We start from the raw sequence: 22,999 nt of genomic DNA on the forward strand, positions 1-22,999 counted from the left end.
TCCCGACATCCGCCCGCGGCAGGCGCGTCAGCAGGTCGATATCCCGCACGACCAGGGGGGACTTGGTTAGGATACGCACGATACCGGGTAGCGCTCCTCGGCAAGGACCGTGAGTATCCCGCGGGTCAACGGGTATCGGCGCTCGGGTCCCTGATAGGGATCGGTGACCGAGCTGAGCAGAAAGGTGCCTTCGCGCTTGTCGCGCGGCATGCGCTTGAGTTCTTCACGCATCAACTCGACGGCGTTCTTCTTGATGTAGACATATTCGCCCCAATCCTTGACGGTTTCCCCAACCGCCCGGCCCATGAGGCTGGCGTAACAATAGGCACAGCCGAGAATGCAGCCGGTATAGGGGTTTGCGACGTAGGAAATCGAGGGTATCTGCGATTTCTGGATGAAGCTTTTGGCCTCAGTCTCAACAATTCTCATTGTCGTACCTCAGAACGCAGATTACCGCGGCAACAACGATGTAAGGCGGCAACAGCCGCCTCACTGTCATTCACAGGGATTTCCGCTCTAGAACATCGGATTGTTGTTTGCGCGCGTGTCAGGCATTTGCATCATCGCATCCCAGTGCTCGACCAATTCGTCGTCCTCGACGCGATAGATATCGATAAATCTCCACTCATTTCCCACCATTTCGTAGCGTGTATGAAGAATGACAATATCGCCGTTCGCAATGACATGCTTGAACTCGACTTTTTGTTTATCAACTCCTTGCGAAATAAGCATTTGTACAAGTTGTTTTACTCCCGCAGGTCCATCAGCAATTGTTGGATTGTGCTGAACAAAATCCTTGCTCATGTAGTCGTCCACTGCCGAGATATCCAAATCGCCGAAAATTCGCTGGTAAGCGTGAGTGACGATTTGCTCGTTGTTCGTGTTCATTGCGAAGCTCCTTGGAAATGGGCAGGTGGTGAGAGCAGGGACGCTTTCGCTCCGCTGCCCTGGATGCAGCGATCTACTTGCCCCAGAACGCGTCTTCCTGCGCGGGATTCGAGGAGAACAGCCAGACTTCGACGATTTTGCCATCCTGCACGCGCAGCAGATCGATCCCGGGCTGGTCGAGCCTGGCGCCTTCACGCTGGGCGGCGAACTCGATCTCAATGGCAACCAGATTGCCGTTGGCGAGAAACCGGTGGGCATGGGTGATGGCGAAACTATCGCCAGCGACCTTCATCATGCCGCCCATCATGGCGCCGAATTCGGCGAGGCCGTTCTTGGTGCCCGAGAACTGGTTATTGCCCGGCTGATGCCAGATCACCTGCGGGGAAAGGAGCTACCAAGCGTGGCCTGGTCGCCCGTCTGGACGGCTTTGATGTAGCTCTTTGCGATATCGGTATTGGTCATTTTCGGTCTCTCATTTTATTGGAACCTGCTGCGGCGTGTCTCCCCCGCAGTTCATCAGAGTGGTAATAATAGGTGACATCCCATTCCGTCGTGGTTCATACACGCCGAAATTTGATACTTATCGGACATGTCCGATCGGGATTTGCGAAACGCGAATGACAAAGAGGCGAGTGAAGCTGGATCAACTCAATTACCGTCCGAGCGGACGCGAGCTGGATGTTGAGATATTCCATTTTTCGGACTTGCGGCGCCGCGTGACCTCCGAGCAAATCCTGGCGCTGTACCATTATTCTTTCCACACGCTGATCTGCGTGACCGAAGGTGCGGTCACTCAACTGGTGGACTTCCAGCCGGTCAATTGCGCGCCCGGATCTCTCCTGGTTGTGAGGCCCGGCCAGGTTCACAGTTTCGGAAACGATGAAGGTTGGGACGGGTGGATGGTGCTGTTCCGCGCAGAATTCTTGCCCTCCGAAACGCAGACGACCGCCGACCTGCTGCCCGTCCTCGGCTTGGACCGGCTACCCGATCATCTTTCTCTGTCGACTGCCGATTTTCATGCAATGAGCGAGGTGATCGCCAGGATGCAGCTGGACGCGGCCAGCGAGGCGCGATCGAAGGACATACATGCCCTTCTGCGATACCAACTTTGTGCACTGCTTCTGCGCCTTGCCATCGTGCAGGATAGGAACCTGGGCACCGACATTGCGACGAGTCAGAGCTTGCAGCGCTACGCCAGGTTCCGAGGGCTTGTCGAACCAACCTATTATGGCTGGCATCAGGTATCAGCCTATGCCAGCGCTCTCTCCTGTACCGAGAAAAGCCTGACGCGAGCAGCCGTGGAGGCGACTGGCAAGGGCGCCAAGCGTGTCATCACGGATCGCATCGCGCTCGAGGCCAAACGGCTCCTGGTCCATACCCGCAGGCCCATCTACCTCATCGCGGAGGGCCTCGGCTTCGCTGAGGCAACCAATTTCGCTAAGTTTTTCAGCCGCGAAACCGGCTTCACCCCGATTGAGTTTCGTAAGCAGTACAACCACTGATCGCGCTCAACACAGCACAGGACATTCGCCGGCCGGCAGCTTCGATGCGCTCTGCCACAAGCGCATTGCATCCGCCAAAGTCTCGGATCGTGAATACCGATTTCCTCGAGATGTCTCACGGTTTCCAGCAGGTACTCGGCCAGAGCATCGGCGATCTGGTCGGCAAAGCCGAGATGCCCTCATGCAGACAGTCGATTGCCGAAACGTTCTGCATCACAAGCTGCCAAAGTGCTCGACACGCAACGGTCAAAATGAACGTTGCATGGTGGAGACTTACCTGAACATGGATCCTCCATCCACGTCGAGTGCGGCACCGTAGACAAAGCTGGCAGCGTCAGAACACAGGAAAAGGATCGCGGCGGCCATGTCGCGGGGATGGCCCATGCGACGCATGGGCAGGTTTGCGGCGATACGATCCTTCAGCGCCTGGTCGATGTGCGAATGCATCGGCGAGTCCGTCGGTCCCGGATTGAGGGCATTGATGCGCACCTTCTTCCCCGCCATTTCGCGCGCGACGGACTTCACCAGCGAAAGCGTTCCTGCCTTGGATGCGGCATAGGCGGTATCGGCGATCAGGCCACCGCCGCCATGCACGCCGGCATCCGAAGCCACGCATACGATATTGCCGCCTTCGGGATTGGCCTGCATGCGCTGCACCGCTCCCTGGACGGTGAAGAAAGTGCCCAAAAGGTTGATGCCCAGAACACGCTGCCAATGCGCCCAGTCCTGGTCCGGTATTTTCTTAGCCGTTATGATGGCCGCGCAGGTGACGATGTTGTCGAGCCGCGGCAGGTGAGCGTCACAATAGTCGAACATGCGTTTGATGCTGTGGGGATCGCCCATGTCGGCCACGACGGTGTGAGGCTTGCCGCCCAAGGCATGGAGGTCGACCGAACACTGCTTCAGCCCGTCTGCGTCGCGGTCGCACATGACCACTTCGGCGCCCTTGGATAGGAATGCCCGGGCGATCTCCAGTCCCATGCCGCCGGCGGCGCCCGTTACCAGCACCGTGCGGCCGGCGAAACTGTCATCTGCATATGTAGCGTAGGCGGCGGTCATGTTTCCTCCTCGAAAAAGGCCGTCCCGTGTTGAAGATGGGAAATCAAGAAATTGCCGCCCGTCAGGCCTTGAGATGCAGTGTCACCAGCACGAAACATTCCCCACCGTCCTCGAAGCGGGCCGTTACACGCAGCCAGTTGCCGAAATGCGTCAAGCGCGCCATCGCCATGCCGTCGCGCCGGTTCGGCATGCGGAATTCGGTGCCCTCCGGCAACCAGCGCATCCCGTCCGGTGAGATTTCGACCCGTGCCTTCGGCACGGGACCGCCAGGCTCCTTCAAGGCCCGGACGAAGAAAATCGCCTCGCGCGCCCATCCTGCCTCATAAGGTTCACTGGCGGCCTCACCGCTCCATCGTTCGTTGCGCGCGACAATGGCGGTAATGCTCTCGGGCAGCATCAGAAATCCCCGGAAATGCAGATGGAATCGACATAGAGGAATGCCCGCTTGGCGACGTCGGTCTCCGCGAACACGCAGAAATTGAGCATGCACCAGAGGTTCTTCATGGCCGGAATGTGAATCGACTCGAAACCAGACAAATCGAAGCTACGGTCGTTGCAGCGCAGGGCGAGCGCCCGCATCGACTCCAGGTCGAAATCGAAACACAGATAGGTCCAGTTCACCTTCGTCGGGATCTCATTGTAGCAGAGGCGCTGCGCGCCGCCGGCAATGTCGAGCCAGCCCTCCGGCGCGAGATGATAGTGGCTGATCGTCTTGTTCTCGGTGCCGAGCGGGATAATGCGTTCCGTTTCACGCTTGTATTGCCATTTTTGAAGATGTTGGCCGTCGAGCGCATTGAGGAAGCGCAGATGCGGCATGACCCTGTCATCGTTGCTGTCCCGGTCTCCGCCTTGCAGATCGAACAGGAAGCCGACCGAACGCACATCCGTTTCCGACAGCTTCAGTTCGGTGGCCTCCGGCTTGAAGGTGAAATACATCTCGAACCGGATCGGCCCCCGTTTCCTGAACGTGTGGCGCTTGATGGCCACGTTGCGAGCGCCAGGTATCGGGCGCGTCGCGACTTTCAGGGCGTAGGATGAGTCCATGCCGCCGTGCGACCCGGCATCCCAGTGGCCGAGCGTCGACAGCATGGCGCTTGTGTGTTGCGCATAGCCCGGCAGCATGGTGTCGAGATCGTCCTCGTAGTTGCCGACGAGCTGCGACCAGCCGCAATGGCCGCGCGAGAAATCGTCGAAGGACAGGATTCGCGGCAACGGATCGAAGCGGCTGAGCGAGGGGTCCGCGCGCAACAGCGCAAGTCGCATTGCCTCGGTCATGTCCGCGGATGAAAGTGGGGTCTGGTTGTTCATCGGGTCGCTGGCCTCATTCGGCTTTCAGTTTCTTGACGGCTTCCCAGTCGATCTCGATACCGAGCCCGGGCCGGTCGGGAACGTCGAGCGTCCCGTTTTTCTGCCGGCGGCATCCCGGCGCGATGTCGGCCAGCGTGGTCTTGAACGGGCTGGCGTCGCACTCGCACTCCATCATTCCGAAATTCGGCATCGCGGCAGCCAGATGGACACTGGCGGTTTCGCAGACGATACCCGACATGCCGATATGCGGTGCGTAGCGGATGTCATGCGCCGCGGCGTAATCTGCCATGCGCCTTGTCTCGGTTATGCCGCCGGCGCGTGCCACGTCCGGCTGGAGGACGGATAGCGTCCGGTTTGCGATCAGCCGCTGGGCCTGGTCGAGCGTGAAATTGCTTTCGCCCGCCGCCAGCGGGACATCGCAGCGGCGGCGCAGTTCTTCGTAACCTTGCTCGTTCTCCGGCTGCAGCGGTTCCTCGAACCAGAAATAACCGTTCGCCGACAGCGCGCGGCCAACTTCGACGGCCTCGTCGAGCGTATAAGCCCAGTTCGCATCGACGCAGAGGCCGACCAGGTCGCCCGCACGCTTGCGCAGACGCTCTATCCGTTTGCAAGCATCGCGCACCGGGCGCGCCATCTTGATCTTGATGCACGGGAAGCCTTCGCCCAGATAACGATCCAGTTCGGCGTCGGCAGCCTTGTCATCCGTCCAATTGACCGCGGCGGCGTAGACATCGATGCGATCGCGGCCAACGCCTCCCAGGAGCTTGGCGATGGGCTGGCCGGTTGCCTTGCCGAGGATATCCCACAGCGCAATATCCACGCCGGCAATGGCCTCGATGAGCATGCCCCCTGCCTTGCCCGACAAAGCCCTGCGCATCGATTGCCACAACGCCCCGATGTTGCGCGCATCCTGACCGACAAGGCGGGGCTTGAGCGACGTCTCGATCAGGTCGGCATAGGCCTTGGGCGAAAAGCGGGCCAGCGTTTCACCGACGCCGACAATGCCGGCGTCGGTGCGCACTTCCACCAGCACGAGCGAGACCTTGGTGTAAGAGCCCCACGACGTCACCGTTGGTGCCGGCAGCGTCTGGCTAAGCGGGTGGGCGATCACCTCCACAATCTTGAGCGGTTCTGCCGCCATCGGCTCGCTGGGACGCATCGGCCTCACGCTTCTCCCATTCCACTGCCTTCCTCGAACTGCGAATTCTCTTAGCGCGCACTTTCCTGCTTAGCAACCAAAAAACTTAGTTGCTATGTTTGCGCGCAATATGCTACGGCATCGACGAAAGGGACCCTGAATGCCGACAGACGCCACACGCAAATCGATCTTCACAGCCAAACCGGCCAGCCCCTCGCGGCTTGCCGATGGCGTTTCGGACGCGATAGCGGCGGCCCTGGTTGATGGCCGCATAGCGCCCGGCGAAGCGTTGCCAACGGAAGGTGAGATCGCCAGGGAATTTGGCGTCTCAAAACCGATCGCACGCGAGGCGCTGCGCCAGTTGACGAGCGCCGGGCTCGTATTCACGCAGCAAGGCAAGGTCGCGCGGGCAAAGGCCCTTAGCGGCGAGCCGATGGAACGCATCTACGCCTACGCCGTACGGTCCAGCCTGAAGCGACTTCAGGAAGCCAACGAAATGCGTCGCGTCATCGAGACTGGCATTGCTCGCCTTGCGGCGGAGCGCCGCGACCCAGAGGGTATTGAAACGATGCGTCGGGCGCTTGCCGACATGCAAAACGGCCTCGGCAAACCGCGTGATTTCACCGAAGCGGACATTCTGTTTCATCTCGGTCTTGCCATGGCGACCGGCAATGCCATGATCCGCATCCAGATGGAGGGATTGCGCTCAGTGCAGCGTGAGGTCTCCGAGCTCTTCTCGCGGCGTTCCAACCGCAGTGAGGCCGACTGGCGCGCGACGATCGAGCGCCACGGCAACATCCTCAAGGCCATTGCCGCCGGCGACGCCGACCTGGCCGACAAGCGCATACGCGAGCACTTCGACGCGGCAGACATTGCCTCGTTCGAGGTGGTCGACAAGCTGGGTGGGTCGGAACCGTGAGCAGCGACCGCTTTTCGCTGGCAGGTCGCCGCGCACTGGTGACAGGTGCCAGCTCCGGCATCGGGCGAGCGGTTGCCATCGCCTTGGCCGAGCACGGCGCTTCGCTCGTTCTGCATCATCTGGGTGACGAAGATGGTGCGCGCGGAACCGCTGAACGGACCGGAGCGGACACGACGGTCCTGGAGGCCGATTTCACGCAGGCCGAAGCCGTGGCCGCCTTTACAAACGAACTTGAGGCCAGGGCAGGCGCGATCGACATCCTGATCTCGAACGCGGCGATAGAGCACCGCCGCGCCTGGGAGGAGATCGACAGCGGGCATGTCCACGAACATGTCGCCGCCAACTTCACCGCGCTGCTGACGCTGACGGCATCGCTCGTGCCGGCCATGGCCAGACGCGGCTGGGGACGCGTCGTGGCGACCGGCAGCATCATGGCCCGCCGGCCACGCTCCGAAACCGTGGTCTATGCCTCGCTGAAGGCCGCGCAACTGACGGCTGTCCGCGCCATCGCGCGCGACGTAGCTCCCCATGGCGTCACGATGAATGTGATCTCACCTGGCGCGATCGAAACCGAGGCCACCGCCAGTCGCTATGTGGACGCGTCGTTCCGCAAGGCCGTGTCAGCCAAGATTCCGGCAGGCCGGCATGGCCAGCCTGATGATCTCGTGGGTGCCTTCGTGTTCCTGTGCAGCGATGCCGCCCGGTACATCACCGGCGCCGACATACCTGTCGACGGCGGCTGGACCATAGGCGATGCGCCCGGTTTGCTGCCAGGAACAGCGTCCTGACTACGGCGCGCTGACCGCGGACCGAAGTGCATCGTTGAACCAATGGGAGGAAAAACATGAAGACCGCATTGAAACTTGCAGTATCGGCATTCACGCTGTTTGCGCTGTCTGCCCATGTCGTGGCGCAGGAACTCCGCGTCACGGTGTGGACGGGTAGCGAGGCGCACCTGAAGATGCTCGGAGGCATCGCGAAGGGTTTCACCGACACGCACCCGGGCGTCACGGTGAAGTTCGAAACCGTTCCGGTTGCGGACTATACGCAGAAGCTCACCTTCCAGGTTGCCGGTGGCAATGCACCGGATGTCGCATGGATGATGGAGGACGCAGCGCCCGCATTCGAAAATGCGGGGCTGCTGATGGACCTTGGCCCGACCCTCAAGGCGGCAAAAGGTTACGATTTCGACGACTTCTCGCAGCCGGCGATGGCACTCTGGCAGAAGGACGGCAAGGTCTTCGGCATCCCGTTCTCCACGTCGCCGTTCCTGATCTATTACAACAAGGACATGTTCGATAAAGCGGGCCTCGAAGACCCGAACCAGCTCGCCGCCAAAGGCGAATGGAACATGCAGGAATTCCAGGACGTCGCGAAGAAACTCACCGAGGCGAATCCCGGCAAATGGGGCTTCGAGTTCAAGGACGGGGAAGGCTACGCGTCGCGCATGACGCATGCCCTGCTGCCGCCTGTCAGGGCCTATGGTGGTGACCTATGGGCAAATGGGCAATGCGGGCTGGACAAGCCGGAGGCCGTCGCGGCGGTCAGGCAGCTCCACGACATGGTGTTCAAGGACAAGTCGATCGCGCCGCCGGGCGAACAGGGTGACTATTTCTCCGGAAATTCCGCGATGACCGTCAATCAGATCTCGCGCGCCTCCAAGATGCCGGAGGCCGGCTTCAAATGGGGCGTCGCCCCACTGCCTTCGGGTCCGGCCGGCGAGGCTCCCGTCATCGGACAGGCTGCCCTGACCGTTTTCGAGTCGAGCAAGAACAAGGAGCTCGCCGCGCAGCTGGTCGCGGAGATGACCAGCAAGGAAAATGTCGCCGTCATGGCGCAGTTCTTCCCACCGGCCCGCAAAAGCGTCTTGGAGAGCGGTGCCTTCGTCAATTCCAACAAGCTCATCCCGCCGGAGCAGATGAAAAATGTCGCTGCCGCAATCGCCAATGGCCGTGTCCACCCGTCGCACGAGAAAGTGCCGCAGATATTCGCCGCCATGGCGCCGCGGGTAGACGCGCTCTGGAAGCCCGACGCAAATGTCGAAGAGGCGCTCAAGGGCGTTTGCGCCGCCATCCAGCCCCTGCTCTAAAAGGGCCTGCCGATGGCGAAGCAGGCATATCGGGACACCATGGCGCGTGATCACCGCGCGCCGTGGCTGAGTCTGAAATATCGCGAGACGCTGGAGGCATGGCTTTTCGTCAGCCCGACCTTCGTCGGTTTCCTGATCTTCTTCCTCGGGCCGCTGATCGCCATCGTCTACTATTCGATGACCGAATGGAACCTGCTTAGCCAGCAATCCACGTTCGTCGGCCTGCGCAATTTCCAGAACGTGCTGTTTCAGAATCCGGACTTCTGGCATGTCGTGCGCAATTCGGTGGTCTTCGCCCTCGGTCTGGTTCCTCTGAACATGGCGCTTGCGCTGATGCTGGCGCTAGCGTTGTCGAGGCCGTTCCGCGGTGTCGTGTTCTTTCGCACCATCTTCTTTGCGCCGGTCGTCACGTCGGCAATAGCCTGGGCGATCGTTTGGAAATTCATGCTCCAGGGCGAAGGTGGCGCGGTGAACCTGCTGCTCGGCTGGTTTGGCATCGACGGGCCGAACTGGTTGCGCGAGCCCAATTGGGCGATGGCCGCAGTGATCGTGACGCGCGTCATCAAGATGGTCGGCCTCAACATGATTCTGTACATCGCGGCATTGCAGGCGATCCCGCGCGACTATGAGGAGGCCGCGACCCTGGAGGGTGCGTCGCGCTGGCAGATATTCCGCATGATCACCTGGCCGATGCTGGCGCCGACGACGCTCGTCATCATGGTGCTCACGACAATCGGCTCGTTCAAGGTGTTCGATCACATCTATCAGATGACCGGCGGCGGACCGGAAAACGGAACGCTCGTGCTAGCCTTCTACATTTACCAGCAGGGCTTCAAGTTCTTCAATGTCGGCTATGCGGCCGCGCTCGCCATGATCATGTTCGTCATCGTCATGGCGCTGGTCCTGGTGCAGGTGATGTTGCGTCGGAGGGAAATGGAATGACCTCGCGACAGACCGAAACCCTCTACCGCATATGCTGGACGATCGCTCTCCTGTTGCTTGCGGTGCCTTTCGTCTTCCCCTTCCTCTGGATGATTTCGGGCGGTTTCAAGAGCACGACCGAGATCTTCGGGTCGCCCACTCTTGTCCCGCGTGTCTGGCGCTTCGGGAATTTCGCCGAGGTTTTCAGGTATCAGCCTTTCGCAAGACAGTACTTCAACTCTCTCTACATCGCCTTCACGGTGACCGCGCTGACCCTGTTCATTTCGTCGCTGGCGGGCTACGCCCTGGCTCGCATGCGCTTCGCCGGCGCCGGGCTTCTGATGCTGTTCCTCGTCATGGCGCTGATGGTGCCGGAGGAAGTTACCATCATCCCGAACTTCTTTCTGATCAGGACGCTCGGCATGATCGACACCCACTGGCCGCTCATCCTGCTGCCCGTCTTCGGCCCGCAGGGCGTGGTGGCGACGTTCCTGATGCGCCAGTTCTTCCTGGCCTTGCCGAAAGAACTGGAGGAGGCCGGCAAGATGGATGGCCTGTCGCGCTTCGGCGTATGGTGGAAGATTGCCCTGCCGATGTCGCGCCCGGCGCTTGCGGCGGTTGCGATCATCACCTTCCTGCATTCGTGGAACCTCTTCCTCGAACCGCTGATCTTCCTCAGTTCGCTAGAGAAGTTCACCTTGCCGCTCGCCCTGTCCAACTTCAATGACAGCTATGGACTGCCGCTCTGGAACCTCCAGCTTGCCGCAACCAGCCTGGCCGTCGTTCCGATCCTCATCGTCTACTTGATCGCCCAGCGCCAGATCATCGAGAGCTTCGCCCTCTCAGGCGTCAAGGGATAAGGAAAATCTGCTATGACCAGGGTTCTGCTGAAGGACATCCGCAAACGATTCGGCGCCACCGAGGCCATTCGTGGCGTCGACCTCGAAATCGACGACGGCGAGTTCGTCGTCTTTGTTGGCCCTTCGGGATGTGGCAAGTCTACCTTGTTGCGCCTGATATCCGGCCTCGAACACATCAGCGAGGGCGAACTCAGGATCGGTGACCGGATCGTCAACGAAGTGCCCGCCGCCAAACGCGGCGTGGCTATGGTGTTCCAATCCTATGCGCTCTATCCGCATCTGACCGTCCGCGACAATATGGGCTTCGGCCTCAAGGTGCGCAAAGTGCCCGCCGAGGAGCGCGTCCAGCGGGTCGCGGAGGCGGCCGCCATCCTGAAACTCGAGCTGTTGCTCGACCGATATCCGCGCCAACTGTCGGGAGGCCAACGCCAGCGGGTTGCCATCGGCAGGGCCATCGTCGGCAATCCGGACGTCTTTCTGTTCGACGAACCTCTGTCCAACCTCGACGCGGAGCTGCGTGTCCACATGCGTTCCGAAATCGCAGCACTCCACCGCCGCCTTGCCACTACAATGATCTATGTCACTCACGATCAGATCGAGGCGATGACCTTGGCGGACAAGATCGTCGTGCTGCGCGACGGCAAGATTGAGCAGGTCGGCTCGCCGCGAGAGCTTTATGACAGTCCAAGCAATCTTTTCGTGGCGCAGTTCATCGGCAGCCCGAGGATGAATATCCTGCCGGCCGCACTCGCTTCGGCATTGTCGCCGGAGCTCAGAGTACCCGAAACCGCTGGATCACTTGGCGTCCGCCCAGAACACCTGACGTTGACAGCGTCCGAAAGAGCCAAGCTCAACGGAAAGGTGACCCTTACAGAATACACGGGAGCAGTGACACTTATCCACATTGAATTGCCTGACCGGACCTCCTGTCACGTCATGAGTGACGAAAGAAATCCGCTTGAGATCGGAAGTTGCGTAGGTCTGACGGCTCGACCGGGCACGCTGCACTTCTTTGACGAGGACGGTCGGGCATTGTGAAAGGCGGCGGGGCCGGCGGAACGAAACACCAGCATTCAAATCTCCACAGCAGCAATGTCGGTCTCGCGAATGCGCTCCGCGAAGAAGTCCGCTTGCTCCACTTGGCGCGCCGGCTGCGTTGGCGACGCTGAACGAACCCGCTGCGGGGATGGGCGCGTGGGATGAGGTAGAGATCACGAACCGGACGTCGCTCGCATTGAGGGTGGTTCGGCAGCGGCAGAGCATCACGGGCTTCTTCAACAAGGAGCCTGACCATGCCTCATGCATCGCGACGGCTGGCTGTTTCCGGGCGATGAAGTCCCTCCAAGCGGAAGCTAGTGAAGGGAGCAGCTCGTCTCCGCTAGCCAAGAGCCAGTCGGCGGGCACTGGTAGTGATCATGCCGGCATCAACGGCTTGACACGTTCGATAATGGCGGCGACCGCCTCCTTCGGGCTCTTGCGTCCGAGAACGGCGAGCTGCACTTCCTCGAGGAACGTCGACTGTGCGCGGGCGGCTTCGGGAAAAGCCGGGAAGGCCGATCTCGCATTGGCGAGGGCGGCGGCCTCGACCTTCGCCTGCGGCTGTGACTCTGTGAACGATGGGTCGGTATAGGTCGAGACGCGGACAGGGCCGTTGCCATTCCGTGCCATGCCGAGCGTCGCCGCCTTGCTCGACACGAAACGGATGTAGCTCCAGGAAAGCTTCTTGTCCTCTACGTTAGCGGGGATCGCCATCGCCCAGGATTCGACGACCGTGTGCATCTCTTGATCGTCGCCAAGCGTCTTCGAGCCGGGGAACTCGATCGCCTTGATCTTTCCCGGCGCCGTCGACTGCTCCTTATTGTTGAGCTGCGCATAGCGGGCAAACGGCAGCACGGCGAAGGCCGCGCGTTCCTGCTGCATCCATGTCACCATGTCGTCGTTGCGCGTCGTGGCGTAGCTGCGCGGGAGCGCACCGGCCTGGAAGAGGTCGGCGAGCACGGACAGGCCTTCTTCCATCGCCTCCGGATTGGGGACGACCTGGAACTGCTTGTCGATGAAATCGCCGCCGAAGGCGCGGGCGAACATGACGGGGAAGACGGCGAGGTCGCTCGCGAGAATCATGCCGACGACCGGCGTGCCGGACTTCGAAGTGAAGGTCAGCTTCTTCGCCTGCTCGACCAATTCCTCCAAGGTCTTCGGCGGGGCCGAAATGCCGACCTCCTGAAGCAGCTCCTCGTTGTAGAACAGCCCCTGCGTGGCGTGACGCACCGGGATGCCGACGAGCTTGCCGCCTACGGTCATCGACTGGCGCAGCCCCTCGGCAATATCGTCGAAATCCTCGATCGGCTCGACTTTCCGGAGGTCGTCGAGCGGCTCGAAGAGCGAGGCGATCTGCGATGTCATGCGGTTGTCGATGACATAGCCGACGTTGAAATCGGTCTCGCTCAGGCTCGCCTCCCGGAATAACCGGTCCTGGAGCGGATTGCTGTCGAGCGTCGTCCAGGAGATCTGGGCGTTGTTCTTGTCCTCCCAAGGCTTGATGACATTGCCGGCGGCGCCGGTCGTCAAGTTGGTTTGGTGGACGCGATGGCAAAGCACGTTCAGCGTCTTTACCTGAGCATGGGCCAACCGACTCAATGCGCCCGTCGCGCCGGCAGCCATCGCGGTCGTCAGCAGGGCTCTGCGTGTCATGTGCAAAGGCATTGTCTTCCTCCCTTTCTTGGTGACCTCGTCACCCCTTGGTCGCGCCAGCGGTCAGCCCGGCGACAAGAAACCGGTTCATCAGGACCACGAAGACGAGAACCGGCAGCAATTGGACGGTAGAGGCTGCAAAGAGCACGCCCCAGTCAACGCCATCGATCGAGCTGATCATCTCTGAAAGGACCAGAGGCGCGGTCTTGGCGTGGTTGGCGGTGAAAATATAGGCGAATAGAAACTCGTTCCACGCGAAGACGACGACGAAGACGGCGACGGCGAGCATGCCGGGCGCTACGAGCGGCAAGATGATCTTCACAAGGATCGTCAGCGGCCGCGCGCCGTCGAGGACAGCCGCCTCGTCGAGTTCGCGCGGCACTTGATCGATGAACGTCCGCATCAAAAGCGTACCGAGCGAGACGAAGAATGTCGCGTAAAGCAGGATCAGCACCAGATGGGTGTCGTTGAGCCCGAGCCGATTGACGACCGGGAACAGTGGCAGCGTCACGACAATCGGCGGGATCAGCCGCGATCCGATCAGAAACATCACCGATCCTTCCAGGAAACGGACGCCCCGATAGCGTGAATAGGCGAAACCAGCGAGCAAACTTGCCATGACGGCAAGCGCCGTTGCCCCGGTGGTGATGATCAGGCTGTTGACGAGCCCGTCGAAAAAGGACGGCCAGCGCCGCCACAGCGAGGCGTAGTGCTCGAAGGTCGGTTCGAAGAAGAGCTCTGGTGGAACCGCGAAAATCTCGCGACCGGGTTTGAACGACGAGAGCACGATGAAGCCGATCGGAAACAGTGACCAGACGACGATTGCCGCAACAGCGAGCGTCTTTCCGGCACCGATGGCGAGACGCTTAGAACGCATTGGCCACGGATTCCTTGCGCAGCCGCCATACATAGCCAGTCGCAAGCAGCAGCGAGATCACGACCATCATCCACGCCGTCGCGGCCGCCGTGCCGAACGCGTTGTAGCGGAAGCCTTCCTGATAGAGATAAACGGAAACGACCTCGGTCGTGCGCGCCGGGCCGCCCTGGGTCAGGAGCCAGACCTCGGAAAAGAGGCGGAAGGCGAAGATGTAGCGGAAGAGCAGCGCAATCAGCATCGCTGGCGTCAGAAGCGGTAGCGTGATGTTGCGGAAGAGCTGGAACGCATTGGCTCCGTCGGTACGCCCAGCCTCGTATAGCTCCTTCGGAACCGCGAGCCGTGCCGCGTAGAGAATGATAAATGTGAATGGCAAGTGCAGCCAGATTGTCAGCAGTCCGACGAGGATGAGGCCATGGGAAGGGATGAACGTCCAGTCGAGCGTCGGCAGCCCGGCGTATCGCAGCATCAGCGTGATCGGCCCGACGTCTGGATCGAACAGGAAGCGCCACATTGCGACCGCCGTCACCTCGCTGATAGCGTAGGGAGCGAGCACCACGACGAGCATGACACGCTGGAAGGGAAGCCCGGAGGCGAAAAGCAGAGCCAGGCCGAGGCCGAGTAGCAGTTCGATATGAACTGCCACGGCGACGACGAGGACCGTGTTCCAGATCGAACCCCAAAAATATGGATCGGTGAGGACGCGGATATAGTTATCGAGCCCAACGAAGGTTGCCGATTGGCCGAATGACGAGGCCTCGAAACTCAGCCACAGGACGAAGATGGCGGGCAGCACGATGATCCCAAGCACCAGGAGGTGCACGGGCGTCGCATAGAGATAGGCAGGCGAAAACGCGAAGCGCCGCCTCTTGGTCTCGCCAGCCGCTTCCGCCGCCCCTTCCCCCCTGTAGCCGGCGGACGCCTCGGAACCAAATGCCATTGCTCCTCCCTGAGCGGTTGCGCGTCAGCCGTCCGTGGCGGCAAGTGGAACGGTGCCCTCCACCGTCGTTCTGTACATCACCCGGCGGTATCCGGGATAATCGTTGATGGCTGTGTGAAGGACGTGGGGATTGTTCCACATCCCAAGCGTCTTCGGTTCCCAACGCAGCCTGCAGTTGAACTCGGGCCGAACTGCCCGCGCCATCAGGAAGTCGATCATCGGTTTGCTTTCGTCCTCCGTCATCCCCTTGAAGTTGGTCATGACACTGCTGACGAAGACATAGCGCCGGCCTGTCTCGGGGTGCCGGCAGATCACCGGGTGCTCCACGACGGCATTCTCGATCGCCTCGACATCGGACTTCACGCCGAGCCGGCTATGCGCCGCGTTGATCGCGAAGACACCGCGGCCGCTATGGACGCCAGTTAGTCCTCGCAGGATTTCGACGAGCTGCGGTGACAGCGAATCGTAGGCTTTTTCGAGACTGGAAAAGCAGGTGTCGCCGCCAACCGGCGGCACCTCTTCACCGTAGAGCATCGTGATGCCCGGCGGCTTGGCAAGCCAGGCGAGGTCCATATGCCAATCCTCGCCGATCACCTTGCCCTTGTCGTCCGGTTCACGCACGAAGCGAACGACATCCTCGAAGCCGTCGATCGGCTTGTGCACCGGATTGCCGCTGAACGGGCCGAAGCGGCGGGCGACCTTATGAACACCAACTGGATCAAGCTCCTGACCGCGAACGGCGAGGACGTGGTATTTGTAGAGCGCTCGGCGGACGTCCGCGAAGGCGTCCTCACTCGCACTCGCCAAATCGATTCCGCGGATTTCCGCACCCAGTGCTCCGGTAAAGGGATTGATCTCGAAACGGGTGAATTCGTCATCACGCAGCACCTGGACCTCCCTGTACGCGCCTTGTCGCCACTGAACGATGGCTGACTTACCTGTAAGTAAGTACCTCCGGCGTCAACAGTTGTCAACTCGCCCTCGTTTTTGATTTCTTGGCTTCTAGCCTCGACGCGAGCCTTTCCTCGCATCCTGCCAGGCTGCGCGAATGATGGCCGCCAGTACGGCGAAGGTCCTGGCGACCTCATCAAAGCTTCCGGTGTCCTGAGTCATCGGTGGGCAGGACAGAAGTGTGGTGCGCAGCATGTGCACGAGTTCGTCCCTGAGTGTGTCGGCGGAGAGGTCTCCGTCCTCCACAGCCTGGTCCACCGCATGGCGCAGGCTCTGTTCATAGACCCGGTTGACCCGCTCCAGGGCATGTTCCGCCGGTTCGCCGAGGACTGGGAGATCGTGGCGCAAGCGTGACAGCGGGCTCCACATGTTACGGGCTCCGTCCTCAGCGTTGAAACGTTTATAGAAGTGGCGAAGATCCTCGAGCTGCATATCGAGCCGGTCGAAGAACCGGACGTCGGGCGTCGTCCAGAAGCGCCTGATCCGGGTCTCGGCGTTCGTGGCGAAGTCGGCGATCAACTCCTCCATCAATTGACGCTTGTTGCCGAAGTGATGGTGGATGTTGGCTCGTGTCGTGCCAATCGCCGTCGCTATATCGCCGAAGCTGAAACCGTCGTGGCCGCGCAGGACATAGAACTCGGCCGCGATCTCTTTGATCTTGCTGCGGGTAGAATGCGCCTCGTCACCGGGAGGTTCTAAAGTGTTGGTTCTCATATCCATTCCAAACTCCATGCCGCTCGCCGTCGCGAAATCAGTATACGGACCGACCTTAAGCGGCCCGCAGCTGGGCACGAAACGCGGCGTGCGCCCCACTGTCACAATGTCATGGGATGGACGCGTCGTACATGGATCTCACAGAGGCTCACAGGCAACCGTCCCCTTTCGCCGCCTTTGAGCCCAGAAGATCAGCCCGAGCAGCAATATCGCCGGAACGGCAAACCAGTAGCGCGACGGTCGCTCGGCGGGCACCAGCACCTGATTGATCTCGTCGCCGGGTTGCAGGCCGAATTTGGCCGCCTGGCTGCCCAGCCGCACGACGCCCACCGTTACGCTGTCGCCAAGCGCGCTGACATCCAATCCTGCAGCCTTGAGGCGCTCCGTGGATGAATTGCCAGGCCCGAGTTGCAGCCTCACCAGCTTCGATATCTCGTCGCCGTTGAGATTCAATGTCGTCAGGCGCAAGCGAATAGCGCCTCCGTCGGCTGTTTGGTCGACAACATGGCCGAGTTCAGAGGCGGGTATTGCCTTATATGGTTCACTCACCTGATCAAGGAGGAAGCCCGGCCTGAACAGCGTGAAGCAGACCAGAAGCAGCGCGACCGTCTCGTACCAGCGGTTGCGGATCAGCAGCCAGTTCTGCGTCGCAGCGACAAAGGAGACCATCGCCGATGTGGACGTCACCACCATGGCGACGAAGTCGAACGGCCCTTCCAGGTCGATCATCAACAGACCGGTGTTGAAGATGAAGATGAAGGGCAAAAGGCCGGTCCGGATCTCATATTTGAAGCCCTGCAACCCCGTCTTGACCGGGTCGGCCCCGGAAATTGCCGCCGCCGCATAGGCAGCAAGGCCGACTGGTGGCGTCACGTCCGCCATCAGCCCGAAATAGAACACGAACATGTGGACCGCGACCAGCGGCACGGCGAGGTCATTCTGGGCCGCCAGATCGACAATGACCGGCGCCATCAGGGTGGCAACGACAACGTAGCTCGCGGTCGTCGGCATACCCATCCCAAGGATGATACAGATCACCGCAGTGAACAAAAGCATGACGATGAAGCTGCCGCCCGAGATGAATTCGACCAGTTCCGTCATCACCAGGCCGATGCCGGTGAGCAGGACGGTGCCGACGATGATACCGGCGGTGGCGGTAGCGATGCCGACCGTCGTCATGTTGCGCGCGGCGGCAGCCAGCCCACCGACCAAATCGTCGAGGCCGTGACGCCAATGCGACGCCAATTTGTGGTCTTTGCGAAAGAAGGCGGTTAGCGGACGCTGGGTGATGATCAGCGCCATCAGAGCGACGACGCCCCAGAATGCGGAAAGGCCGGGCGAAAGTTCCTCCACCATCAGACACCAGATCAGCAAGATCACCGGCAGCAGAAAATGCAGGCCAGTGCGCGCCGTCTCGCCGAAGTGGGGAATCCTGACGATTTCACCGTCCAGGTCTTCGAGCGGCAGATCGGGATGGCGGGCGCGGTAGGCAACAAGCCCCACATAGGTGGCGACAAGTGCGGCACTGATCATCCAGGTCGCGGCCGCGCCAAACACAATCTTCGTCCAGCCAATCCCGTAGTAGACGAGACCTGCGAGGATGATGAAACCGCACACGCCCATCAAGCCGCGAACCACACCCTGAAATGCAGTATTTGTACTTCTTGACGGCAGGCCCTTCAGCCCCATCTTCATCGCCTCGATGTCGACGATGTAGAACAGTGAGCCGTAGGTCAGCAGTGCGGGATAGAAGGCATGCTTGACCACCTCGGCGTAGGAAATGCCGACATATTCCGCGATCAGAAACGCGGCGGCGCCCATCACCGGAGGCATCAACTGGCCGTTGACGCCGGCCGCGCATTCGATGGCGCCGGCCTTCACCGCCGTATATCCGACCCTTCGCATCAGTGGGATGGTGAAGGTTCCGGTCGTCACCACATTTGCAATCGATGACCCCGAGATCATGCCGGTCAGGCCGGAGGCCACCACTCCAGCCTTGGCGGGCCCGCCGCGGTACTTGCCAAGCAGCGAGAAGGCAAGCTGGATGAAGAAGCCGCCGGCGCCGGCGCGCTCGAGCAGGGTGCCAAACAGCACGAACATGAAGACGACGTTGGTCGAAACACCGAGGGCGACGCCGAACACGCCTTCGGATGTCAGCCACATCTGCGAGGCCGCGCGCGGCAAGGTGGCGCCCTTGTGACCGAGCAATCCGGGCAGATAGGGACCGGCGAAGATATAGGCCAGCATGATAGCCGCGATGACAGTGATGGCCGGCCCAACGGCACGGCGGGCGGCTTCGAGCAGGATGAGGACGCCGACGATCGAGACGATGAGATCAACAGTGGTGGGAAGACCAGGCCGCTGGGCAATATCCTTGTAGAAGGCCACCAGATACAGAGCTGCCGCGGCGCCAGCGATGCCGAGTACCCAATCGGGCAGCGGCACGCGGCTGCGCGACGATGCCTTGAAGGCAGGAAACGTCAGCATTGCCAGGAACAGCGCGAAGGCAAGGTGGATCGATCGTGCGATGCCGTCGCTGACGACGCCGAAATTGACCAGGAAGGGAATGGGCGATGCATACCAGAGCTGGAACAACGACCACGCCAGCGACACGCCGAGGATCAGCTTCGCCGTGAGGCCGGTCGGCTTGCGCCCGCCAGTGTCGGCCTCGGCGACGATCTCGTTGAGCTTGTCGATGTCGATAACGGGTTGGTCAGGCGTTTCCACCCGCTGGCTTTGATCTGTCATCGTTCCCCACGCTCATTTTCGTCTCTTATGATTGCAACGCGAGGCGCCCGTCGGCGCCTCGCGTTGGCGCGCTTACAGCCAGCCCTTTTCCTTGTAGTAGCGCTCCGCGCCCGGATGCAGCGGCGCCGACAGACCAGCCTTGATCATCTCCTTGGGATCGAGATTGGCGAAGGCCGGATGCAGCTTTTTAAAGTCGTCGAAATTCCCGAAGATCGCCTTCACCATCTCATAGACCACGTCGTCAGGCGTATTGGCGTTCGTCACCACGGTGGCGCGGACGCCGAACGTCGTCACGTCGTCCGGATTGTTGGCGTACATGCCGCCTTTGATGGTGGCGACCGAATAGTAGGGATGCGCGGCCACCAGGGCGTCCACGGCTGGCCCGGTCAGCGCAATGAGCTTGGCGCCGCAGGCCGTTGTCGGGTCCTGGATCGCAGCGGAAGGATGTCCGACGCCGTAGAAGAAGCCGTCGATCTTGTTATCGCAGAGCGCGCTGCCTTGCTCATCCGCCTTCAGTTCCGCGGCCAGCGAAAAGTCGCCGAGCGTCCAGCCCATCTGCTTTAGCAATTCCTCCATCGACGAGCGCGTGCCGGAACCAGGATTGCCGACATTGAAGCGCTTGCCCTTGAAATCCTCGAATTTGGTGACGCCGGCATCGGGCCTCGCCAGCACGGTGAATGGCTCGGGATGAACCGAGAACACCGCCCGCAGATCCTTGAACGGCTTGCCGTCGAAATTCCCGGCACCGTTGTAGGCCTGATACTGCACGTCGGACTGTGTCAGCCCGAAATCGAGATCGCCGGTCTGGATAGAGTTCACGTTGAAGACCGAACCCCCCGTCGATTCTGTCGAGCAGCGAATGCCGGTCTCCTTGCGATCCTTGTTCATCAGCCGGCAGATGGCCCCACCGACCGCGTAGTAGACGCCGGTGACCCCACCAGTGCCGATGGTGACGAAGCGCTGCTCGGCCGCGTTCGACGGCAGCGCCAGCAGCATGCTGGCTGCGACGCCAATCAGTGTTTTCATTGAACTATGCATGGTTGTTACCTCTCTGGTGGGTTGTCCCGGCCTTGCGCCGGTGACGCTTTGAAGTTGACTGATGGTCCTGCGGCGCGCATTTCACATTGCCGATGCAAGTGCCGCATCGACCGCGTCGCCAAGCCGCTCGACGATCCTGTCGATATCCGGTTCGGTGATGATGAAGGGCGGCGCAATCAGCACATGATCGCCGCGAACACCGTCGAGCGTGCCGCCCATCGGATAGACCATCAGCCCACGGGCCATCGCCTCCTTTTTGATGCGGGCATGGAGCTTGAGCTTGGGATCGAAGGGCTCCTTGGTTGCACGATCGATCACAAGCTCGACGCCCTGAAACAGGCCGCGCCCGCGAATGTCGCCGACATGATGATGGTTGTCGAAACGCTGGCGCAGGCGCTCGTCCAGCCGCGTCCCCATCGCCTTGACGCTGTCGAGCAGGCCATCGCGACGGATCACCTCCTGCACAGCAAGACCGGCCGCCGCCGCCATCGGGTGGCCCATATAGGTATGCCCATGCTGGAAGAAGCCGGTGCCATTGGCGAAAGCGTCGAAGATATGCCTGCCCAACAGAACCGCGCCGATTGGCTGATAGCCGCCTCCGAGGCCCTTGGCGATGGTCAAAAGGTCGGGAGCGATGCCGTCCTGCTCGCAAGCATGCAGGGTGCCGGTGCGGCCCATGCCGCACATGACTTCATCCAGGATAAGCAGGACGCCGTAGCGGTCGCAGACGGTGCGAATGCGCTTGAAGTAATCGCCGACGGGCGGCACGGCACCCAGCGTGGCGCCTACGACAGGCTCGGCGACGAAGGCGATGACTTCGTTGGCGCCAAGTTCGAGGATCTTGTCTTCCAGTTGCTGGGCCGCGCGCGCCGCATAGGTTTCGTCGCTTTCGCCTTCCTGCTGGCAGCGGTAGGCGTAGCAGGGATCGATGTGATGGGTCTCGATCAGCAACGGCTTGAACTGGGCGCGCCGCCACTCGTTACCGCCGGTGGCGAGAGCGCCGAGCGTGTTGCCGTGATAGCTCTGTCGGCGGGCGATGATATGGCGCCGTTGCGGCTCGCCCTTCTCGACGAAATATTGCCTGGCCATCTTGAGCGCGGCCTCGATCGCTTCCGAGCCGCCGCTGACCAGATAGACGTGGTCGAGCCCTGAAGGCGCGTCCTCGACCAGCCGATCCGCCAATTGCTCCGCCACCTCTGTGGTGAAGAAGCCGGTATGGGCGTAGGCAATGCGGTCAAGCTGGGAATGGAGCGCGGCGATCACGTCGGGATGACCATGGCCGAGGCAGGAGACGGCCGCACTGCCTGATGCGTCTATGTAGGACTTGCCCTCGGCATCGAACAGTTCGATGCCCTTGCCCCGGACCGCGACTGGGAGCGTCGAATGGATGGCTCGATGGAGGATGTGTGTCATGGACTGTTTCTCAGAGCACTTTCTTCGGCGGACGTTGATTCAAATGGGTGTTGAGGGCGGCGCCCTGTTCATCGAAGCGGCGCAGCGCATCGACAGCACTCTCCCCTGCCTGTCCCGCGACAAGAGCGCCGAGGACTTCCGACACGATGAAGGCCGGCGTCATGGTGTGAAAAAAGGACGGACTGCTTGTCGGTACTATGACCAGATGATCGGCCAGTTGCGCCAGCGGCGCTACCTCGCTGTCGGTGATTGCAATGATGGGCACGCCCCGTCCCGCGGCAAACTCGGCCAGCTCGATCGTGAATCGCGTGTAGGGCAGCACACTGGCCGCGACAAGAACGTCGTCGCCCGTCGCATGACCGAGCGCGTCGCCATCCGTTCCGCCGATGCCATGCAGCAGGACCGACTTTTCGCCGATCAGCGACAGGATATAGTGAAGATGCCAGGCGACCGCGTGGCTTGATCGCAGTCCGAGGCAGTAGACGCGCTTTGCCGCGGTCAGCGCCTTGGCGATTGCCACCAGCCGGTCGATCGATTTGCTTTCGGCCAAGTAGGCAACCTGACTGGAAATTGAACGCATGATGTCGCCGGCCAGCGCATGATCGCCCTTGTGCTTTTGACTGGCGACCTGGATGCCGGCCTTGCCGGCAAACCCGATCTCGCCACCCCGGATCGCGGTGGCGTAGATCTCGCGCACCGTCTCGTAGCCATCGAGGCCGAGACGCTGGGCCAGTCGCGTCATGGTCGCCGGCTGGACACCAGCGTGCTTGGCCTGCTCGCGCATGGACAGCAGTGCGACATCATGCGGCCTGTCAAGGACGTACCGTGCCGCGGACCGAAGCTGCGCCGACATCCCGTCGAACGCATCGATGATCTGTCCTTCAAGCTCTCCCCGGTCCATGGGTATTGCTAGCGCGGCAGATCAGTGATTGCAACACATGTTTCA

General features: G+C 61.1%; 23 protein-coding genes. 7 read left to right on the forward strand and 16 right to left on the reverse strand.

The window, feature by feature from the left end; all coding sequences use genetic code 11:
* Nucleotides 1-66 precede the first annotated feature (66 nt).
* The 3 genes from NKI73_RS13930 to NKI73_RS13940 form a co-directional block, all read right to left on the reverse strand.
* Complete coding sequence (locus NKI73_RS13930; protein ID WP_352630491.1) at nt 67-429, reverse strand: radical SAM family protein; 363 nt, start codon at nt 427-429, stop codon at nt 67-69.
* 87 nt (nt 430-516) lie between these two features.
* Nucleotides 517-888, reverse strand: coding sequence for a nuclear transport factor 2 family protein (locus tag NKI73_RS13935; RefSeq protein WP_352630493.1), 372 nt, complete (start codon nt 886-888; stop codon nt 517-519).
* 73 nt (nt 889-961) lie between these two features.
* Nucleotides 962-1,264 (reverse strand): nuclear transport factor 2 family protein, encoded by a 303-nt coding sequence (locus NKI73_RS13940; protein ID WP_352630495.1) that lies wholly within the window; start codon nt 1,262-1,264, stop codon nt 962-964.
* 241 nt (nt 1,265-1,505) lie between these two features.
* Between NKI73_RS13940 and NKI73_RS13945 the strand changes: the two genes are divergently transcribed.
* The gene (locus NKI73_RS13945; protein ID WP_352630497.1) at nt 1,506-2,390 is read left to right on the forward strand and encodes a helix-turn-helix domain-containing protein; all 885 of its coding nucleotides are present in this window, start codon (nt 1,506-1,508) and stop codon (nt 2,388-2,390) included.
* 273 nt (nt 2,391-2,663) lie between these two features.
* On the opposite strand, the gene NKI73_RS13950 is transcribed toward NKI73_RS13945, so the two are convergent.
* The 4 genes from NKI73_RS13950 to NKI73_RS13965 form a co-directional block, all read right to left on the reverse strand.
* Nucleotides 2,664-3,449: an SDR family NAD(P)-dependent oxidoreductase gene (locus NKI73_RS13950; RefSeq protein WP_352630499.1), complete on the reverse strand. Its 786-nt coding sequence runs from the start codon at nt 3,447-3,449 to the stop codon at nt 2,664-2,666.
* Between the two features lie 61 nt (nt 3,450-3,510).
* Complete coding sequence (locus tag NKI73_RS13955; RefSeq protein WP_352630502.1) at nt 3,511-3,846, reverse strand: hypothetical protein; 336 nt, start codon at nt 3,844-3,846, stop codon at nt 3,511-3,513.
* Nucleotides 3,846-4,712, reverse strand: a complete 867-nt coding sequence (locus NKI73_RS13960) for a DUF6772 family protein (RefSeq protein WP_352630702.1) — start codon at nt 4,710-4,712, stop codon at nt 3,846-3,848. The genes NKI73_RS13955 and NKI73_RS13960 overlap by 1 nt, the downstream gene beginning before the upstream one ends.
* A 58-nt stretch (nt 4,713-4,770) precedes the next feature.
* The gene (locus tag NKI73_RS13965; RefSeq protein WP_352630503.1) at nt 4,771-5,916 is read right to left on the reverse strand and encodes a mandelate racemase/muconate lactonizing enzyme family protein; all 1,146 of its coding nucleotides are present in this window, start codon (nt 5,914-5,916) and stop codon (nt 4,771-4,773) included.
* 139 nt (nt 5,917-6,055) lie between these two features.
* Between NKI73_RS13965 and NKI73_RS13970 the strand changes: the two genes are divergently transcribed.
* From NKI73_RS13970 to NKI73_RS13995, 6 genes are read left to right on the forward strand one after another with little or no spacing between them, the layout of a single operon-like run.
* Nucleotides 6,056-6,814, forward strand: a complete 759-nt coding sequence (locus tag NKI73_RS13970) for a FadR/GntR family transcriptional regulator (protein ID WP_352630505.1) — start codon at nt 6,056-6,058, stop codon at nt 6,812-6,814.
* Complete coding sequence (locus NKI73_RS13975; RefSeq protein ID WP_352630507.1) at nt 6,811-7,602, forward strand: SDR family NAD(P)-dependent oxidoreductase; 792 nt, start codon at nt 6,811-6,813, stop codon at nt 7,600-7,602. The genes NKI73_RS13970 and NKI73_RS13975 overlap by 4 nt, the downstream gene beginning before the upstream one ends.
* 56 nt (nt 7,603-7,658) lie before the next feature.
* Complete coding sequence (locus NKI73_RS13980; protein ID WP_352630519.1) at nt 7,659-8,903, forward strand: ABC transporter substrate-binding protein; 1,245 nt, start codon at nt 7,659-7,661, stop codon at nt 8,901-8,903.
* A gap of 12 nt (nt 8,904-8,915) precedes the next feature.
* Entirely contained in the window at nt 8,916-9,845 is a 930-nt protein-coding gene (locus NKI73_RS13985; RefSeq protein WP_352630523.1) for a carbohydrate ABC transporter permease, read from the forward strand.
* Nucleotides 9,842-10,684, forward strand: coding sequence for a carbohydrate ABC transporter permease (locus tag NKI73_RS13990; RefSeq protein ID WP_352630525.1), 843 nt, complete (start codon nt 9,842-9,844; stop codon nt 10,682-10,684). Before NKI73_RS13985 ends, NKI73_RS13990 begins: the two co-directional genes overlap by 4 nt.
* Nucleotides 10,685-10,696: 12 nt before the next feature.
* Nucleotides 10,697-11,722, forward strand: coding sequence for an ABC transporter ATP-binding protein (locus NKI73_RS13995; protein ID WP_352630527.1), 1,026 nt, complete (start codon nt 10,697-10,699; stop codon nt 11,720-11,722).
* A 375-nt stretch (nt 11,723-12,097) separates the two neighbouring features.
* Here NKI73_RS13995 and NKI73_RS14000 read toward each other — a convergent pair whose 3' ends face one another.
* From NKI73_RS14000 to NKI73_RS14040, 9 genes are all read right to left on the reverse strand, one after another.
* Nucleotides 12,098-13,375, reverse strand: coding sequence for an ABC transporter substrate-binding protein (locus NKI73_RS14000; protein WP_352630529.1), 1,278 nt, complete (start codon nt 13,373-13,375; stop codon nt 12,098-12,100).
* Nucleotides 13,376-13,415: 40 nt separating this feature from the next.
* On the reverse strand, nt 13,416-14,252 hold the full coding sequence (locus tag NKI73_RS14005; protein WP_352630532.1) for a carbohydrate ABC transporter permease: 837 nt from the start codon (nt 14,250-14,252) through the stop codon (nt 13,416-13,418).
* Nucleotides 14,242-15,189, reverse strand: coding sequence for a carbohydrate ABC transporter permease (locus tag NKI73_RS14010; RefSeq protein ID WP_352630534.1), 948 nt, complete (start codon nt 15,187-15,189; stop codon nt 14,242-14,244). Before NKI73_RS14010 ends, NKI73_RS14005 begins: the two co-directional genes overlap by 11 nt.
* Nucleotides 15,190-15,213: 24 nt before the next feature.
* A complete protein-coding gene (locus NKI73_RS14015; protein WP_352630536.1) occupies nt 15,214-16,077 on the reverse strand; it encodes a TauD/TfdA dioxygenase family protein in 864 nt (287 codons plus the stop codon).
* Between the two features lie 114 nt (nt 16,078-16,191).
* Complete coding sequence (locus NKI73_RS14020; protein ID WP_352630539.1) at nt 16,192-16,860, reverse strand: TetR/AcrR family transcriptional regulator; 669 nt, start codon at nt 16,858-16,860, stop codon at nt 16,192-16,194.
* Nucleotides 16,861-16,992: 132 nt separating this feature from the next.
* Nucleotides 16,993-19,602 (reverse strand): TRAP transporter permease, encoded by a 2,610-nt coding sequence (locus tag NKI73_RS14025; RefSeq protein WP_352630541.1) that lies wholly within the window; start codon nt 19,600-19,602, stop codon nt 16,993-16,995.
* A gap of 72 nt (nt 19,603-19,674) precedes the next feature.
* Nucleotides 19,675-20,628: a TAXI family TRAP transporter solute-binding subunit gene (locus NKI73_RS14030; protein WP_352630543.1), complete on the reverse strand. Its 954-nt coding sequence runs from the start codon at nt 20,626-20,628 to the stop codon at nt 19,675-19,677.
* Between the two features lie 93 nt (nt 20,629-20,721).
* The gene (locus NKI73_RS14035) at nt 20,722-22,053 is read right to left on the reverse strand and encodes an aspartate aminotransferase family protein (RefSeq protein ID WP_352630545.1); all 1,332 of its coding nucleotides are present in this window, start codon (nt 22,051-22,053) and stop codon (nt 20,722-20,724) included.
* A 10-nt stretch (nt 22,054-22,063) separates the two neighbouring features.
* Nucleotides 22,064-22,954 carry a MurR/RpiR family transcriptional regulator gene (locus tag NKI73_RS14040; RefSeq protein WP_352630547.1) on the reverse strand — a complete coding sequence of 297 codons (891 nt, stop codon included), beginning with the start codon at nt 22,952-22,954 and terminating at the stop codon, nt 22,064-22,066.
* Nucleotides 22,955-22,999: the final 45 nt, after the last annotated feature.

Source organism: Mesorhizobium sp. M0496 (assembly GCF_040321205.1).
Taxonomy (GTDB): Bacteria; Pseudomonadota; Alphaproteobacteria; order Rhizobiales; family Rhizobiaceae; genus Mesorhizobium.

Bases quoted from the DNA above. Each gene is read 5' to 3' on its own strand.
- NKI73_RS13930 (WP_352630491.1), bottom strand. From the start codon at position 429: ATGAGAATTGTTGAGACTGAGGCCAAAAGCTTCATCCAGAAATCGCAG.
- NKI73_RS13935 (WP_352630493.1), bottom strand. From the start codon at position 888: ATGAACACGAACAACGAGCAAATCGTCACTCACGCTTACCAGCGAATT.
- NKI73_RS13945 (WP_352630497.1), top strand. From the start codon at position 1,506: ATGACAAAGAGGCGAGTGAAGCTGGATCAACTCAATTACCGTCCGAGC.
- NKI73_RS13950 (WP_352630499.1), bottom strand. From the start codon at position 3,449: ATGACCGCCGCCTACGCTACATATGCAGATGACAGTTTCGCCGGCCGC.
- NKI73_RS13955 (WP_352630502.1), bottom strand. From the start codon at position 3,846: ATGCTGCCCGAGAGCATTACCGCCATTGTCGCGCGCAACGAACGATGG.
- NKI73_RS13960 (WP_352630702.1), bottom strand. From the start codon at position 4,712: ATGCGACTTGCGCTGTTGCGCGCGGACCCCTCGCTCAGCCGCTTCGAT.
- NKI73_RS13965 (WP_352630503.1), bottom strand. From the start codon at position 5,916: ATGCGTCCCAGCGAGCCGATGGCGGCAGAACCGCTCAAGATTGTGGAG.
- NKI73_RS13970 (WP_352630505.1), top strand. From the start codon at position 6,056: ATGCCGACAGACGCCACACGCAAATCGATCTTCACAGCCAAACCGGCC.
- NKI73_RS13980 (WP_352630519.1), top strand. From the start codon at position 7,659: ATGAAGACCGCATTGAAACTTGCAGTATCGGCATTCACGCTGTTTGCG.
- NKI73_RS13985 (WP_352630523.1), top strand. From the start codon at position 8,916: ATGGCGAAGCAGGCATATCGGGACACCATGGCGCGTGATCACCGCGCG.
- NKI73_RS13990 (WP_352630525.1), top strand. From the start codon at position 9,842: ATGACCTCGCGACAGACCGAAACCCTCTACCGCATATGCTGGACGATC.
- NKI73_RS13995 (WP_352630527.1), top strand. From the start codon at position 10,697: ATGACCAGGGTTCTGCTGAAGGACATCCGCAAACGATTCGGCGCCACC.
- NKI73_RS14000 (WP_352630529.1), bottom strand. From the start codon at position 13,375: ATGACACGCAGAGCCCTGCTGACGACCGCGATGGCTGCCGGCGCGACG.
- NKI73_RS14005 (WP_352630532.1), bottom strand. From the start codon at position 14,252: ATGCGTTCTAAGCGTCTCGCCATCGGTGCCGGAAAGACGCTCGCTGTT.
- NKI73_RS14010 (WP_352630534.1), bottom strand. From the start codon at position 15,189: ATGGCATTTGGTTCCGAGGCGTCCGCCGGCTACAGGGGGGAAGGGGCG.
- NKI73_RS14020 (WP_352630539.1), bottom strand. From the start codon at position 16,860: ATGGATATGAGAACCAACACTTTAGAACCTCCCGGTGACGAGGCGCAT.
- NKI73_RS14025 (WP_352630541.1), bottom strand. From the start codon at position 19,602: ATGACAGATCAAAGCCAGCGGGTGGAAACGCCTGACCAACCCGTTATC.
- NKI73_RS14030 (WP_352630543.1), bottom strand. From the start codon at position 20,628: ATGAAAACACTGATTGGCGTCGCAGCCAGCATGCTGCTGGCGCTGCCG.
- NKI73_RS14035 (WP_352630545.1), bottom strand. From the start codon at position 22,053: ATGACACACATCCTCCATCGAGCCATCCATTCGACGCTCCCAGTCGCG.
- NKI73_RS14040 (WP_352630547.1), bottom strand. From the start codon at position 22,954: ATGGACCGGGGAGAGCTTGAAGGACAGATCATCGATGCGTTCGACGGG.